Raw genomic sequence first — 15,230 nt, forward strand, 5'->3', positions numbered from 1 at the left:
TTTACTCTTATGTGTACGATTTGCTTTGCCACCCAAACTTTCGACCCGATGCGTCATGTTGACGGGGCGAATGACCCCTTGTCCGCGGCCTTTTTCGAGACTGCAGATGCAGCTGAAAATATCTCGACCAGCTACTCGATGGGTGTTGGGGACACGTTTTCTGGTTCGCTGGATAGCCTCACGGACGAGGATTGGGTTGCCATCAGCCTGACCGCAGGTGAGACAGTCACGATCACCATGACCGGTGGTACATTGGACGATCCTTTCATGAGGTTGCGCGACAGCAGCGGCAACGTATTGGAAGAGAACGACGATTCGAGTGGCACGGATTCGGCGATCACCTTCACGGCGTCGTCGTCTGGCACCTATTATATAGAGGCGGACTCCTACTCCGGCGATTACGGGCAGAGCCGTACTGGAACGTATACGCTGGAAGCCAATGCATTTACCGCGCCGCCTGTCGGGACACTGGACGAGCTGGCCCTGTACCTGACCGAAGGATACTGGGGTGGCCAGGAGCGCGTCTTCAATACCAGTCAGTCCAATGTGATCACCGTCAACCTTTCGGGCCTGACCGCAGACGGCCAACAACTGGCCCGTTGGGCGATGGAAGCATGGGAAATGGTCGCGGACCTCGACTTCCAGGAAGTCTCGCTTGGCAGCGAGATGATCACCTTTGATGACAATGAATCCGGTGCCTTTGCCTATTCGCCAAATGGCGGATCAAGCTCTGGTGTCGAACTGAATGTTGGGACGGGTTGGCTGAACAGCTATGGCACCAGCGTCGACAGCTATTCTTTCCAGACCTATGTGCACGAAATCGGCCACGCCATCGGCCTGGGTCACCAGGGTGGCTACAATGGCAGCGCGACCTACCCGTTCAGCGCAACCTTTGCCAATGACAGCTGGCAGATGTCGGTGATGTCGTATTTCAGCCAATCCGAAAACACGACCACCGACGCGAGCTATGCAACCACAGCCACAACGATGATTGCCGACATCATCGCGATCCAGAACCTTTATGGGGCTGCAGAAGGTGGGGTCACCGCAGGTAACACCACCTATGGGCTGAACAGCAATCTTGGGAACTATGTCGACGACTTGTTCAGCGCATTGGCTTCCGGCACCACAAACAGCATCTACAGCGGCAGCCTGATTGCTGCGACCATCTTTGACGAAGACGGGATCGATACGCTCGATTTCTCTTTCACTGATCTTGGGGACCGCATCGATCTGAACGACGCGACCTTCTCGGATGTGGCCGGGGGCATTGGAAACATCGGCATTGCGCGCGGCACGGTGATCGAGAACGTGATCACCGGCAACGGCAACGATGAGATCACGACCAACGACGCCGACAATGATGTGCAGACGGCGGGCGGCAATGACACGGTCTTTGCCTCCGATGGCGATGATACACTGAACGGTGGGTCCGGCACGGACACATTGATCTTTGGCTTCGCCTTTTCCAGCATCACCAGCGGGTCCGTCACGGCCAGTTTGGCCACCCTTTTCGGCGGTTTCGGCAGCGTTCTTGCAACCGCATTCGAAACATTCCAGTTCTCGGACGTCACCTATTCGCTGGCGCAGTTGGATGCCAACCTGCCGAGTGATCCCGGAACGCCCGGTGACATGATTGACGGCACCACGGAAGATGATCCGGCGCTTAGCGGTACGTTGGGCAATGATACGATTTCTGGATTTGCCGGCAATGACAGCATCGACAGTGGTGCCGGCAACGACAGCATCAATGCTGGTACAGGCTTCGATACTGTCGATGGCGGTGCAGACAATGACACCATCGCTGGTGGCGACGGCTTCGACGACCTGAGCGGCGGAGAAGGCGACGACGTGATCAGCGGCAACAACGGCAATGACCTGTTGAGCGGGGGCGATGATAACGACGACCTCAATGGCGGGCTTGGCGCCGATACCCTGAACGGAGACGCTGGCGACGATACCCTCACGGGCTTGTCCGGTGCGGATGAGCTGAATGGCGGCGCTGGCAACGACGTGTTGAACGGCAACAACGGGTTCGACTTGCTGAATGGCAACGAAAACGACGATGTGTTGAACGGTGGTTTGGCTAATGACACGCTGAACGGCGGGTCCGGGGCCGATACGTTGAATGGCAACTCTGGCGCGGACGAATTGAACGGTGGCACCGGCAATGATTTGCTGAACGGCAACGCCGGTTTTGATGTCCTGAACGGGGGTGGCAACAATGACACCCTGAACGGCGGCAACAACCACGACACACTGGATGGTGGGGCGGGCAATGACCGGCTCAATGGTGGCAACGGGCGGGACGACCTGTTCGGTGGTGCAGACGACGACGTATTGCGTGGAAATGCAGGTGCCGACACCCTGCATGGCGGTGATGGCGACGATTTCCTGAACGGTGGCCTGGCCAACGACACGTTCATCTTCTCAGGTGGCAACGACACGATCCAAGACTTCCAGAACAACATCGATGCGCTGATCATTGATCAGACGCTTGTTGGTGGAGCCAACCTGAGCGATTTCGCTTCCGTTGTGGGGGGCAATCTGGTGCTGACATTCGATGCATTCACCAGCTTGGAGATCATCGGCTACACCAATATCTCCAGCATCGAGGATGATACGACACTAAGCATCATCTAAAAACCGGCGCTGCGCCTTACGCCGAGTAGAGCGCAGCGCCGGGTATGCTTAGAATATCTTCCACCCGCTAAACGTGGTGTGACTTTGGAAAAACGTCAGGTTGTCGTTGGCGTTGCCGGTACGGCAGGTCACCGTGTCGCCTGTCGACAGTTCCATCACCGCTGTGAAGGACAAGGGCATCTCGCCCAAAAGGACCTGCATTTGCGCGCTTTGCGTAGTGCCGTTAAGGGAAAAGGCGATGCGGCCATCGGTTGATGCGTTGAGGAAGCCGTTGATCAAGAAGCAGTACAACCCATCCGTTGGCGCCGTGAACGTCCCCGTGGTGGGATCGTATACGCCCCCATTCTGCGCGATCATCACACCAAGGACGAGATCGGTATGTGGCGTGTCAATCGTCAGCCATGGGCCACTCCCCCGCGCGACAAAGTAGGGTTGGCGCAATGTGCTGACGACGCCAGAGGCAGCATCGACACGCATTGCTTCGTTCCAGGTCGCGCCGTCGTCACTGACTTTGATGGAAAAGTCGTCATTGCCCGCCAGCCCCATTTCCGCTCGGCCTGAGAACCCGTTCTGGAACATCAGGCTCGCCGTGTCGGCGGTGTCGGCCTTGTTGATCTTCAACTGATGATCGCTGCCTGCGTGGTTCAGCAAAACAGCGTCCGAAGATACAGACAGGCGGTTGAAAACATCGGCGTTGGCGTTGACCCCCAGGCTGTCCACGGTGTCCAGATCGCGGCCCTGCCAGTCGGTGCCGTCAAAGACAACAGTGGTTCCTTCGCCCACGACATAAGCTTGCCAACCCGCCTGCGGGGCCAGAAACGTCCAATTCAGTCCATCGTAGATGGCGATTGCATCGCTTTGTCCGACCCATTCCGCTTGCCCCGGGGATGCCACAAGGTAACGATCGCCCGCTGCAGCCCCTGCAGGGGGCAATGTCAGGTCCCGGGCGAGAACTGACAATTGCACCAGCGCGTCCAACACACACAGGGCTTCATTATGGGTGACGTGTTTCTGGGCTTGGGATGGTTGGATGTAGGGCAATCCAAGGATCAGGGAAGTGTCGGTCATGGTCAGGGCTCCGTGGCAACGCGTCAGACGATGGCAATAGCTAGGAGCAGGAGGTTACGACGCCCTTAGCTGACCGTGCGGTGAGTTGGCCCATGCGCAACAATACGCCTCAGTGACGGCCATAAAAATAGGATGATCGAGCGCCGAATGCCGCAGTCCACCCGGTCTGCCGCCCGAAGGATGGACAGGGCACAGGGCGCTTGTTAAGCACCGAGTCATGTTAGGTGCAATGTTTGAACTAGAGGCCCATTAATGCAGATCGAAACAACCCCACTTGCTGGTGTTGTCGTCATCACACCCGCGCGGCACGGTGATGAGCGCGGTTTTTTTTCTGAAAGTTACAATGCCCGTGCGCTTGCTGCTGAAGGCATTGACGTCCTGTTTATCCAGGACAACCACTCCTTGTCCGAAAAAGTGGGTACGATCCGCGGATTGCACTTTCAGGCACCACCGCACGCGCAGGACAAGTTGGTAAGGTGCGGCAAGGGCGCCCTATTTGATGTGGCCGTGGACATTCGTTCAGGGTCACCCACTTACGGGCAGTGGTTCGGCACCGAATTGAGTTTTGAAAACGGCAAACAATTGCTGGTCCCTGCAGGATTTGCCCACGGGTTTGTCACCCTGAAGCCAGAGACCGAGATCATCTACAAGTGCTCCGACTACTACAACCGCGACAGCGAAGGGGCGCTGCGCTGGGATGATCCGCAGATTGGCATTGATTGGGGTGGGGTCAGTGACCCAATCCTGTCTGAAAAAGACGCGGTGGCGCCTTTGCTTGCCGATTTGGACACGCCTTTCACATACAAGGACTAAGAGCATGAAATTACTGGTCACCGGCGGCGCGGGCTTCATCGGCTCCGCCGTGGTTCGGCAGGCAGTGGAACGCGGGCATGAGGTGATCAATGTTGATGCGCTCACCTATGCCGCTTGCCTTGATAACGTGGCAAGCGTGGCATCCAGCAATCTCTATAGTTTCGAAGAAGCCGATATTTGCGACTGGGATGCGATGGTGCGTATCTTTGATACCCACAAACCGGACGCAGTTATGCACCTGGCCGCCGAAAGCCACGTAGATCGGTCCATCGACGGACCCGGCGCGTTTGTGCAGACCAATGTAACCGGGACCTACACGCTGCTCGAAGCCGCGCGCCGCTATTGGCAGGGGCGCGATCAGTTCGATGGCTTCCGCTTCCACCATATCTCGACCGACGAGGTCTTTGGCTCGCTTGGGGCGGATGGGCAATTCACCGAAACCACGCCCTATGACCCGCGCAGCCCGTATTCAGCATCCAAGGCGGCGAGTGACCATTTGGTGCGCGCCTGGGCTGAAACCTATGGCCTGCCTGTCGTGCTGACCAACTGTTCGAACAACTACGGTCCATTCCACTTCCCGGAAAAGCTGGTTCCAGTCATCATTCTGAACGCGCTGGCAGGCAAATCCCTGCCGATCTACGGCGATGGATCGAATGTGCGCGACTGGCTCTATGTCGAGGATCATGCCGATGCGCTGCTGCTGGTGCTGCAGAAGGGCGAGCTGGGGCGCAGCTACAATATCGGGGGCGAGAACGAGCGCACGAACCTGCAGCTTGTGGAAACCTTGTGTTCCATCCTCGATGAAAAACGGCCGCGGGCGGATGGAAAGTCTTATTCCGATCAGATCACCTTTGTCACGGATCGACCTGGCCACGATGCACGCTATGCCATTGATCCCACCCGCATCCGTGATGAACTGGGCTGGCGCCCGTCCGTCACGGTCGAAGAAGGTTTGGCCAAAACGGTGGACTGGTACCTGGAAAACGATGTGTGGTGGCGGGCTCTGCAGGACCGCGACGGTGTAGGCAAACGCTTGGGCACAGGATAGCAGACCTAGGCATTTTCGACCCTTCACATGCAGAAGGGCGTGAGGCGAGCAGAGGAGTGGGCATGGATATCCTGGTATTTGGACACACCGGTCAGGTGGCCACGGAATTGCGGGCCTTGAATGGCCCTGACACGCGCATCAAGACTTTGGATCGCAAGGCTGCCGATCTGACGGACGCCGCAGCCTGTGCTGCCGCCATTGCCAGCCACGCGCCTGACGCAGTTATCAACGCTGCCGCTTACACGGCGGTGGATGCCGCCGAAACAGACACTGCACGCGCCCACGCCATCAATGCTGATGCACCCGGCGCGATGGCGCGGGCCTGTGCCGCCCGTGACATCCCGTTTGTCACCATATCAACCGACTATGTCTTTTCGGGTGAGGGTGAAGCGGAATGGCTCCCGACCGATCCGACCGATCCGCAAGGGGCTTATGGCCTGACCAAAAATGCGGGCGAGCTTGCCGTGCAGGAAGCGGGCGGGCGTTCGGTGATTTTGCGAACCTCGTGGGTTGTGTCTGCGCACGGCAACAACTTCGTCAAGACAATGCTCCGACTGGGTAAAGAGCGCGATGCCCTGACCATCGTGGCGGATCAGATTGGTGGACCCACGGGTGCAGCCGAGATTGCCGCGGCCTGTGTGACCATTGCAAAAACGCTGAAAACCGACCCTGACACAGCAGGAGTGTACCATTTTGCCGGTGCACCAAACACGAGTTGGGCGGATTTCGCCCGCGCGATTTTCGATATGTCCGATCTGGAATGCGAGGTGACTGACATCCCGTCAAGCGACTATCCGACACCGGCAAAGCGGCCGCTCAACTCGCGCATGGACTGTACCAGCACAACATCTGCGTTCGGCATCGCCAGACCCGAATGGCGCAACAGCCTGTCTCACATTCTCGATCAACTGAAACAGGTCGACTGAGGCCTCGGCCTTTTCCCAATTTCAACACTCCCTTTACGGAACACGGAGCATCTCGATGACTCAATCAACAGCGCGCAAAGGTATTATTCTGGCCGGTGGCTCTGGTACTCGGTTGTACCCGATCACGGTCAGTGTATCGAAGCAGCTTTTGCCGATCTACGACAAGCCCATGGTCTATTACCCCCTGTCTGTTCTGATGCTGGCTGGAATCCGCGAGATTGCGGTGATCACGACGCCTCAGGACCAGGACCAGTTCAAACGCGCTCTCGGCGACGGCAGCCAATGGGGCATCAGCCTGACATACATCGTACAACCCAGCCCTGATGGTCTGGCGCAGGCCTATATTCTGGCTGAGGACTTTCTTGACGGAGCACCGTCGGCGATGGTGCTGGGCGACAATATCTTTTTCGGGCACGGTCTGCCCAAGCTCTTGGCCGAAGCAGATACTCAAGGGGCCGGTGGCACGGTCTTTGGCTATCGCGTGGCCGATCCTGAACGTTATGGTGTCGTCGCTTTCGATGAAAATGGTCATGCGAAGCAAATCATTGAAAAACCGGACGTTCCACCATCCAACTACGCTGTGACAGGGCTCTACTTTTTGGACGCCGATGCGCCTGCACGCGCGCGCCAGGTAAAACCGTCCGCGCGGGGCGAGCTGGAGATCACCACGCTGCTTGAAACCTATCTGCACGAGGGCAGCCTGACAGTGAAACAGATGGGGCGCGGGTACGCCTGGCTTGATACCGGTACACATGCCAGCCTGCTGGATGCCGGTAACTTCGTACGGACGCTGCAGTCGCGGCAAGGGCTGCAGACCGGCAGTCCGGACGAGATTGCTTACACGCAAGGCTGGATCGATGAAACAGGGCTGACGGAGCGCGGCAAAAGGTTCGCCAAGAATGATTACGGGGCCTACTTGTCCAGCCTTTTGACGTGACATCTGGCCGTTGTTCATCAAGTGTTGAGGCGGTCATACCTGCCGGACATATTTTTGGTCATGCGACTTAAAACGTGTTTGCATCAACCAGAAGTGGATGTAGTCAAGCTGAGGTACTGACGTGATTTGCACAGCGCCACATGACTAAAGTCGTCCGACGCTGTTGCTAATCATACTTTTTGGTTGGCGCTCAGGCTGATAGAGTTATCGCAAGACGGGAGAAGAGGAACCTAATGGCGCTACGTGTTTTTGGTTTGGGGCTGCCAAAGTCCGGCACATCGACGTTGCAGGATGCTTTCCTGCGGTCGGGCATGAAATCTTTGCACTGGTACACGAAGACTGTCGAAAAATTCGCGGGCAACTCAATGTATCACCGATGGTACCGGGGCGAAAACATCATGGCGGATTTTCCCGGTTTCGAAGCTGTGACACAGCCTGACCTCATCACCACAACGACGTCCTTCTGGCCTCAGATGGATCCCGCAATGCTAAGGGAAGTCGCCCGGCAGAACCCGGACGTCAAATTCATTCTCAACCTGCGTGACCCTGTTGCGATTGCCAACAGCATGGAAAAGTGGGGCAACTTCATGGAGCGCCTGCACAAAGTCGGTGCGCCCGGTATGCCGCCCAGATGCGCCACGACCAAGAAACGGGTCATTCGGTGGATCGAAGGGCATTACGCAAACACGATGGAACTCTTTGAAGGCAAGGACAACTTCTTATCCTACGACATTGAAGACAAGGATGCGAACATCCGGATCGGAGAGTTCATAGGCCAACCGCTGGAATGGTGGGGTCACTCAAACAAAACGCGCGAAAACGGCGAAACACGCGGCGTTGTGTATTAGATCAGCAAATCGGCCTGAAAGCTTCCTGAATGAAGATACTTGTTCTAGGCACATCCAATTCAATTCTCAAAGGGGGTTGGATGGCGGGGTTTCGGGACGCGGCGCCTGCCGATTGGCAGATCGACAACATGTCTGTTGGTGCCTCACCTGTTTCCCAGTTCGGTGCCAGACTGTCGCAAGATCTGTCCGCCTATGACCATATCCTTGTCGATGCGATCCCGAACGACGAAAACTTGTTGTCCTTTGTCGGGGCGGAACCGTTTTACGACGCATTGTTGGACGAGATTCTGACGACGCTCGCGGCGCAGTCCAACTTGGTAATACTCGGGTTCTGCAACCGCGCCCACGCGCAAAACCGCAGCGCAGTCTACGAGAAATACGAAGTGGCTGCGCACCGTTTGAATGGGGTATTTGTCAGTGTCATTGACTATGCGCTTGCCAACTATCCAGAGCCGGTCTTTCTTGACGGCCCACATATCCTGCCCGAAATCGCCCGAAGCTTTGGCGCAGACTTGGTATCCAAACTGGCGAATTTTGGACAGGACGTGTCCGTCAACGGCGCATTCGGCACTACCAACTTCGCAGAAATCGCGTTGTCAGAGTTTGCGCTTGGCGAGCAAGTCACCAAAAAGAACAGCCTGTTGTCCGACACGTTCTCACGGTTGCATGCCGGAACCAAAGTCATGCTGCAGGAGCCAGCCAACGTCATCGGGTTCAATATCGATGCCACGATGAGCTATTGTGACATTCGTTTCGTCGGACCGGACGGACAGCGCCGCATCGGACTGCGCTATAACATGGCCGAGAACGGATTTTTGGCCAAGTTCGTGCCTGTTCCGAACGGGCATCTCACCAACTGCATCGAAGTGTTGGAACCCGGCCCAGATGCAGAAAAGGCTCCGCACAACAGACCGACGGATCCCGGTGGTGTCCGATCAGTTGCAATGTCGCGCTTGTTGACCTGGCGGTGCTGACCAAGCCGGTTCAATGTCCCGCTCTTGGCAAAACGCCCTAGGTGCTCAGATGGTTGACCGCGATCGTTGATTTGACCGTGTCGTAAAACCGCAAATCGAGCTGAACATAAGGCAGGATCGCATCCCTTAGTTCGGTATCGATCTCGCGTGGTTTCGCTTTGTTGAAATGCGGAAACTCGCCGCGCGGCAAATCCGTAACTTCATGCCAGCGATCAACAGTCTGCGATATCTCTTCGGTCAGACCGACCATGTCAAAGCGGCCAATTCGCTCCAGCGCTGCTTCATAGGTCTCTTCAGTACAGATATGTTGATCATTTGCGCTGGTAATATGATCAGGCTCCGCCCCAAAGACTTTGGTCTGATAGTTCTCCAGATTGTTCTTGCGAAAGTTTTCATCCAGAAGAAGGTCTCGCAAGTCCGAATACTTGGCACCAAGCCGTGCGTTGTGATGACCCAACATTGAAACGGTTCTGGCCACCGGCTCTCGCAGAACAGTTGCGACTCGCCAGCTTGGGTCAACCTTGTCACTCATCCACGCCGGAAAGTGGCCAAACATGTACGGTGTGCTGTCGGGTTTGATCGTACCGCTGCTGAGACTTGTCAAAAACTGGAGCGCGCCCATGTAGTTGCCGCCCGTGCGTTCACGATCACTCTTGCTGGGAAAGACCTGCGATGGAGCGATTTCTTCTACGTAGGCGCGGAAACTCGTTCCGGCTGTTTTCATAACGTGGATGAATAGCCAGGGAGTGTTGTCCTGCATTTAGGCGTTCTTTCTTCGTCCGTATTGGTATGTACGGCGAGAATGCCGATACTTTCATGATGCGTGGCGGGCATGATTGAGTCTGACCGTGATCATGTCAATATACGGTGCTCTTGCGTTTTCGTCGTTCAGCAGCTTTTCGGCAAGCGCGTTGCGTTCCTCTTGTGTGCCCGCGCGCTCAAGCGCTTCTTTCAATGCCTCATATGTGGGATCCAGGGCTCCGTAGTGACTGCGCGCCAGATCGCTCCGATTCAGATGTGACAACTGATCCGCCATGGCATCGAAGTGCACTGCAAGCATCCAGCAGATTTCGAACATCATCCAGCTTCGATTGGACGAGATCGTGTTGGTGCCATGCGTGCGGTAGCGCATCAGGTTCAGCGGCACCATAAGGCATCGCCCGTGCGACGCGGCACGGAATGCGAAATCCCAGTCATGCGCAAAACGCAGGTTCCTCATGCCGCCGACTTTTTCATAGATCCGCCTGGATATTACCATGTTGCTGGTCGTCGAGATGAAGTTGGATCGCAGAAGCTCGTAGGCGAACGCATCACTTTTGCGGACTTTCACCTTGGGCAGGGTCCTTGCCCAGCTGGGCAGCTGTGATGTCCAACCTTTCTTGATGGGGCCAGGCTTGCCGACGTGATCCATCTGCTGAATCCAGGAACACGCAAGATCTGCGTCCTGTTCCTGCATCTCGGCGACCATGATTTCCAACCGATCAGGTGTGAAAACATCGTCTGAGTTGAGAATCGAGATGTAGGGCGCGCGCGTCATGGCCATGCCACGATTGATCGCGTTATGAGCGCCCGCATTCTCCTGCAAAACGACTTTGACACGGCAGTCGCGCAGCCCAGCCAGAATGCGTCTGGACCGGTCCTTGGACCCGTCATCGACTACGATCAACTCAATGTCTGATCGCGTTTGGTTCAGGACACTGTCGATGGCCGCTTCAAGATAGGCCTCGTGATAATAACTGGGGATCACCACCGATGCGATCGGGTCAGGCAAGGTGGATGCCATGACGGGCGGCGTAGCGAGCGCGGTGTTTAGATCCTGTGTCATGCTGTGCCCTTGATATGTGTCAGACGCCCGGCGCGCGCGTAGCGTTCGGCCATACGATCAATTGAGAAATCATCTCTGGCCCGCGCGGCACCGAGCCGCGGTGCATCGGTACCTTCGGCTAGAACCGTGTCCAGTTGAGCAGAGATCGTTTTCAGATCACCCGCCTTTGCCGTACAAAACCCCGCGTCGAATTCTTCGATGACGCGCTTGTTTTCGCCCACATCCGTCGATACGACAGATATGCCCATGCACACGGCTTCGACCAGAACCAGCGGGAGGCCCTCGTATTCGGACACAACCGTCAGGGCATCAATCGCCCGATAGATTCGGTTGATGTCTTTGACAAACGGTATGCGGATCACGTTCGTCAGGTTTTCGTCCTTGATGGCCTTTTCACACGCCTTGCTCATGGCACCGTCACCAAGCAGGACAAATGTCTCGTCACTGTTGTCACGGCGCATCGCGGCCAGTTTCAGAAAATCCAAGGGGCGTTTTTGGTCGGTCAACCGACCCGCAAACATGATGATCTTGCCACCGGCTGGCAACGAAAACTCCGCTCGGGCCTCTGCCTTGGAAACCGTTTCAAGCGCTGTCGCGCCGCGGCTGACATCAATGCCGTGCGGGATGTGAAACACCTTGTCCGACGCAAGGCCAAGAGGTCCAAGGAACGTGTCCTTGATGGCATAGTTCACGGCCACGAAGCTGTCAAAGCGGCGGATGGCGGGTTTGTTGTAGTGCTCGATCCAGCCAAACTGATGATCATAGACCTGCTGGTCCACGATAACGCTGTCAGCGAACGCCTCGCGCACTGCGGCGGCGTTGTTCACGAACCACGATGATCCGTTCATGACATAAACCGCTTGGGGCGCATACACATCCGAGATCATCGACAACAACGCAATCCGATCACTCGGCGTCACGATTTTTGACCCATCCAGAAGGGTCAGCCCCGCCTCATGGATTTGATCCGTAATGTCGCCCTGTTCGGTCGAGATAGGCTCCAGCGCAAGATAAATGCAGTGGTAATTGCTCTTTAATGCAGCCCCAAGGCTGATGGTCAGACGCTCGACCCCGCCCATTGCCGTTTTCATTCCGATAAGCAAAACGGCCGGCCGGTCATCTTTGACCAAGGGCAGGGTAGAAGTATCAAATTCGATGTTCGGAACGCCCACAGCCCGTGTCCCACGGCTCCAGAAGCGGTTGTCGTTCTTGATCTCGAACGGCTGGCGCAGCAGGGCGCTGATGTCCGTGACCTGCGCGCGCGCTCCAAGGCGCTCGATTTCCGCTTCGATCACTTGTCCGCGGACGCAGCCAGACAGCTCCATTCTGCCCAACCAGTGACGTGCCTGTGGCTTTGCAACGATCAGGTGATCGCGCACCGTCTGGACCGCGACCTCTTTTCGCGTTGCAGGTGTCGAACGCCCACTTGAAACCAGTGCAACGTCCAGTTGGCTCAGAGCAATCGCGAGAGCTGCAGTTTGCAATGTGCGAGCGGTCAGCATCCGCGCTGGTTGCGTGGGCCAGTAAAAGACCGTGTGCCCCAACTGGCTCAGAGCGACAGCTTCGCCCGTCGCATCGCCACTCACCGGATCCCAAACCTTGTATCCATCTGCGCATTTGACCAGCACGTCATCAACGAACCAGTGTTGTTCATTGGTGATATGACCAACAAAGGCAGCACAGACATCTTCGTCCAGAACGATGGCGATCCGCATTGGAAGCACCGGGGGTGTCAGAACCCGCGGGGCAAGGCCCGGATAGGGTTGATCCACCGGTTCAGTGCGCACTACCGGAACGGTCAGTTCCTTGAGATACCGGCGCGCCATCTGATCTGCGGTCAGAACGCCCGAACGGTAGAACTCAACGCGATGCGCAGAAATCACACGATCGATGTTCTCCTTCATCGGCACGGTGCGCGTGATATTGCCCAGCGTATCTGCAAGCGCATAGTTGACCAGAAGGATGGGCAGGAAGGTCACGTCATGGTCAGCGGTGTAGCGGACGATCAACTCCCAATCGACGAGGCGTTTGAGATTTTCATCAAAACCGCCCAGCTCTTCGAGCAGCTCACGACGGTGCGCAAAAGCGTTCAGGTCAATGAAATTGGACCTCAGCAAAGCATGGCGGTCAAAGCTGCGCCCCATGATAGGACGCTCTTCAAGGTCATCGGCAAAGATTTCGACTGCGCCATAAACTGACATCGCCTCGCCGTTGCGCAACAAGGCGGACATGAGAAGCTCGGCGGTTTGTGGGCGCCAGATGTTATCACTGTCCAGATAGGCGATGAAATCACCGGTCGTGTTGGCCAATCCAGTGTTGCGGGCGCGGCAAACACCGGCGTTTTCCTGACTGATCAGCTTGATGTGACCAGACGCGATGTGTTTTTTGAATTTCTTCGCGATCAGCTTGTGACTGCCATCCGTGCTTCCATCATCCACGACGACAAGTTCGATGTTGGGATATGTTTGCCCCAAAACAGACGTGATCGCTGCAACCACTTCACTTTTACGGTTCCAGGTGGGCATGACCACGGACAGCATCGGCAGGTCAGGCCCTTGGGCATCTTGCGTCAACTGCTGCTGAAGGTTTTCGGTCAGGTTTTCAAATTCAAAAACCAGACCGTCATCCTGGAAGGCCTCAACGGTGTCCGGCGTCCGTATGCCGCGTTTCAGGATGCGATCCCGTGTTTCAGGATCGATGCGCCGGGGTGTCGGATCAGTGAACGCCTCGATAGTCGTCGCAAATCGATCTCCAAGTCCCACGACACTCCGCGCGACCCAAGACGCATCAAAGGACGGCGAAATCTCTCCATCACGGCGGTCCGGTTTGGATAGGTAGTGTGCCAGGGCGTTGACATCCGCATCAAGCGGCACGTCCAGATTGCGGAGATACCAGTCCGTGTTGAACAACGGGTGCGGATTGTAACCTTCGTACGCACCCTTGGCGACGTAATGTGCCAGTGGGTTCAGGCCTGCACGCTGAATTTCCGGATATTCTTGAAAGTACCAAGAGGTGGAGAAAAGCGGGTTGGGATCGTAACCGCGCGTGGCCCCATACTTGACAAAATGCAGCCATGCCGGATCACCCGATTTGTCCCCTTTGAGATACTTCGCCGTGTACCACTCCGCATCCAACAGGGGGGTAGTGCGGATGATCTTGCGTGTGTCTTGCCGGATTCTTTTTGCCTCGGAACCAGCGAGCCGGTCGTCTTTGCTCTGAGAGGGCGCTATCTTCTTGATCGGCTCCAGGTATTTCGAGTCGTGCGTGATACGCGCCTCGGCCTGTCCGAACATCTGGTAGTGATACAGCGGATTGACACCGGAACTGCGCACATCTGGGTTGCTGTTCAGATACTCGGTGCTGCTAAACTCGGGTCCGGGATCGTAACCGCTTGCGGCCCCAAAATTCAGGTAATGCTCTGCAGCCTCCAAAGGGCGCAGCGGCGTTTCCAGAAACATCTCGTTGTACCAAGCCGCGTCAAACAGCTCGGCATTCATCACAACTTTGGCTTCGGATACCGGCTCCCCCGGCTCGGCTGCTTGGTCTTCGCTACCATTCCCGCTATCGGGTCCTGCGCCCAGTACTTTCAGAACCTCCTCGATTTCCGATACTTCTTTGGCGGCATGTATTTGGCGATCTTCGCCACGACCGTATAATTCGTAGTGGTATAAAGGGTTTAGGTGTATTTCAGAAACGTCGGGATGCGCTCCGAAATAGAACTGCGTACTGAAGTCAGGGCCAGGATCGTATCCTTGCGCCGCGCCAAACGAAACATAATGCTCTGCCGCCCCACAATCATGCAAGGACACGTCGGGATACTTGGTCCTGTACCATTCCTCGTCAAACAAGGGCGAACGGCGAACGGCCTGAATGACGTCCGATAGGTCATCGGGTACGGCGGTGTCCACTTCTGTCACAACGAGCCTCTCTGCAATTTATGATCTAAGATATTCTTGTCGTCGGAAGCAATATACTCCGAGCGCTCGGTACGTACTGATCCGGGCAGCGACGGGGTGTCAATTAGCGACATTTGGCTTGGCGTCATCTTGCCGCAATTCGGAACGAGAGTGGTGCAAAAAACTGTACGATCCCCTGGATGTTTGGGTCCTGGGTTGAAGTGTGTCAGATTTCACTTGCGACAATCGGTT

At 56.3% G+C, this 15,230-nt stretch carries 11 protein-coding genes and 1 pseudogene; 7 read left to right on the forward strand and 5 right to left on the reverse strand.

The genetic code is table 11. The features are described 5' to 3' along the window. Positions 1-48: 48 nt before the first annotated feature. Positions 49-2,643, forward strand: a complete 2,595-nt coding sequence (locus AC53L6_RS23760; RefSeq protein WP_496909622.1) for a M10 family metallopeptidase C-terminal domain-containing protein — start codon at positions 49-51, stop codon at positions 2,641-2,643. Positions 2,644-2,691: 48 nt separating this feature from the next. Here the strand turns inward: AC53L6_RS23760 and AC53L6_RS23765 are convergent, their stop codons facing one another. Next, complete coding sequence (locus AC53L6_RS23765) at positions 2,692-3,222, reverse strand: C1q-like domain-containing protein (protein WP_496909637.1); 531 nt, start codon at positions 3,220-3,222, stop codon at positions 2,692-2,694. Between the two features lie 171 nt (positions 3,223-3,393). Then, positions 3,394-3,711 (reverse strand): annotated as a pseudogene (locus AC53L6_RS23770) (DUF2793 domain-containing protein); the annotation flags it as partial. A 252-nt stretch (positions 3,712-3,963) separates the two neighbouring features. Here AC53L6_RS23770 and rfbC point away from each other — a divergent pair. The 6 genes from rfbC to AC53L6_RS23800 all read left to right on the forward strand — a co-directional run bounded on the left by rfbC (position 3,964) and on the right by AC53L6_RS23800 (position 9,257). Continuing rightward, complete coding sequence (gene rfbC, locus AC53L6_RS23775) at positions 3,964-4,524, forward strand: dTDP-4-dehydrorhamnose 3,5-epimerase (protein ID WP_496909623.1); 561 nt, start codon at positions 3,964-3,966, stop codon at positions 4,522-4,524. A 4-nt stretch (positions 4,525-4,528) separates the two neighbouring features. After that, positions 4,529-5,572: a dTDP-glucose 4,6-dehydratase gene (gene rfbB, locus AC53L6_RS23780; RefSeq protein ID WP_496909624.1), complete on the forward strand. Its 1,044-nt coding sequence runs from the start codon at positions 4,529-4,531 to the stop codon at positions 5,570-5,572. A gap of 62 nt (positions 5,573-5,634) precedes the next feature. Next, positions 5,635-6,498, forward strand: coding sequence for a dTDP-4-dehydrorhamnose reductase (gene rfbD, locus AC53L6_RS23785; protein WP_496909625.1), 864 nt, complete (start codon positions 5,635-5,637; stop codon positions 6,496-6,498). Positions 6,499-6,553: 55 nt separating this feature from the next. Next, complete coding sequence (gene rfbA / locus AC53L6_RS23790; RefSeq protein WP_299707615.1) at positions 6,554-7,435, forward strand: glucose-1-phosphate thymidylyltransferase RfbA; 882 nt, start codon at positions 6,554-6,556, stop codon at positions 7,433-7,435. A gap of 233 nt (positions 7,436-7,668) precedes the next feature. Beyond that, positions 7,669-8,283, forward strand: coding sequence for a sulfotransferase (locus tag AC53L6_RS23795; RefSeq protein WP_299211039.1), 615 nt, complete (start codon positions 7,669-7,671; stop codon positions 8,281-8,283). An 80-nt stretch (positions 8,284-8,363) separates the two neighbouring features. Then, the gene (locus AC53L6_RS23800; RefSeq protein WP_299606673.1) at positions 8,364-9,257 is read left to right on the forward strand and encodes a hypothetical protein; all 894 of its coding nucleotides are present in this window, start codon (positions 8,364-8,366) and stop codon (positions 9,255-9,257) included. Positions 9,258-9,294: 37 nt separating this feature from the next. Here the strand turns inward: AC53L6_RS23800 and AC53L6_RS23805 are convergent, their stop codons facing one another. The 3 genes from AC53L6_RS23805 to AC53L6_RS23815 all read right to left on the reverse strand — a co-directional run bounded on the left by AC53L6_RS23805 (position 9,295) and on the right by AC53L6_RS23815 (position 14,999). Then, the gene (locus tag AC53L6_RS23805) at positions 9,295-9,981 is read right to left on the reverse strand and encodes a hypothetical protein (protein ID WP_496909626.1); all 687 of its coding nucleotides are present in this window, start codon (positions 9,979-9,981) and stop codon (positions 9,295-9,297) included. 90 nt (positions 9,982-10,071) lie between these two features. Then, positions 10,072-11,082 (reverse strand): glycosyltransferase family 2 protein, encoded by a 1,011-nt coding sequence (locus AC53L6_RS23810; protein ID WP_299775268.1) that lies wholly within the window; start codon positions 11,080-11,082, stop codon positions 10,072-10,074. Further along, on the reverse strand, positions 11,079-14,999 hold the full coding sequence (locus AC53L6_RS23815) for a glycosyltransferase (RefSeq protein WP_496909627.1): 3,921 nt from the start codon (positions 14,997-14,999) through the stop codon (positions 11,079-11,081). Before AC53L6_RS23815 ends, AC53L6_RS23810 begins: the two co-directional genes overlap by 4 nt. Positions 15,000-15,230: the final 231 nt, after the last annotated feature.

The organism is Tateyamaria sp. LSS28, assembly GCF_059611725.1.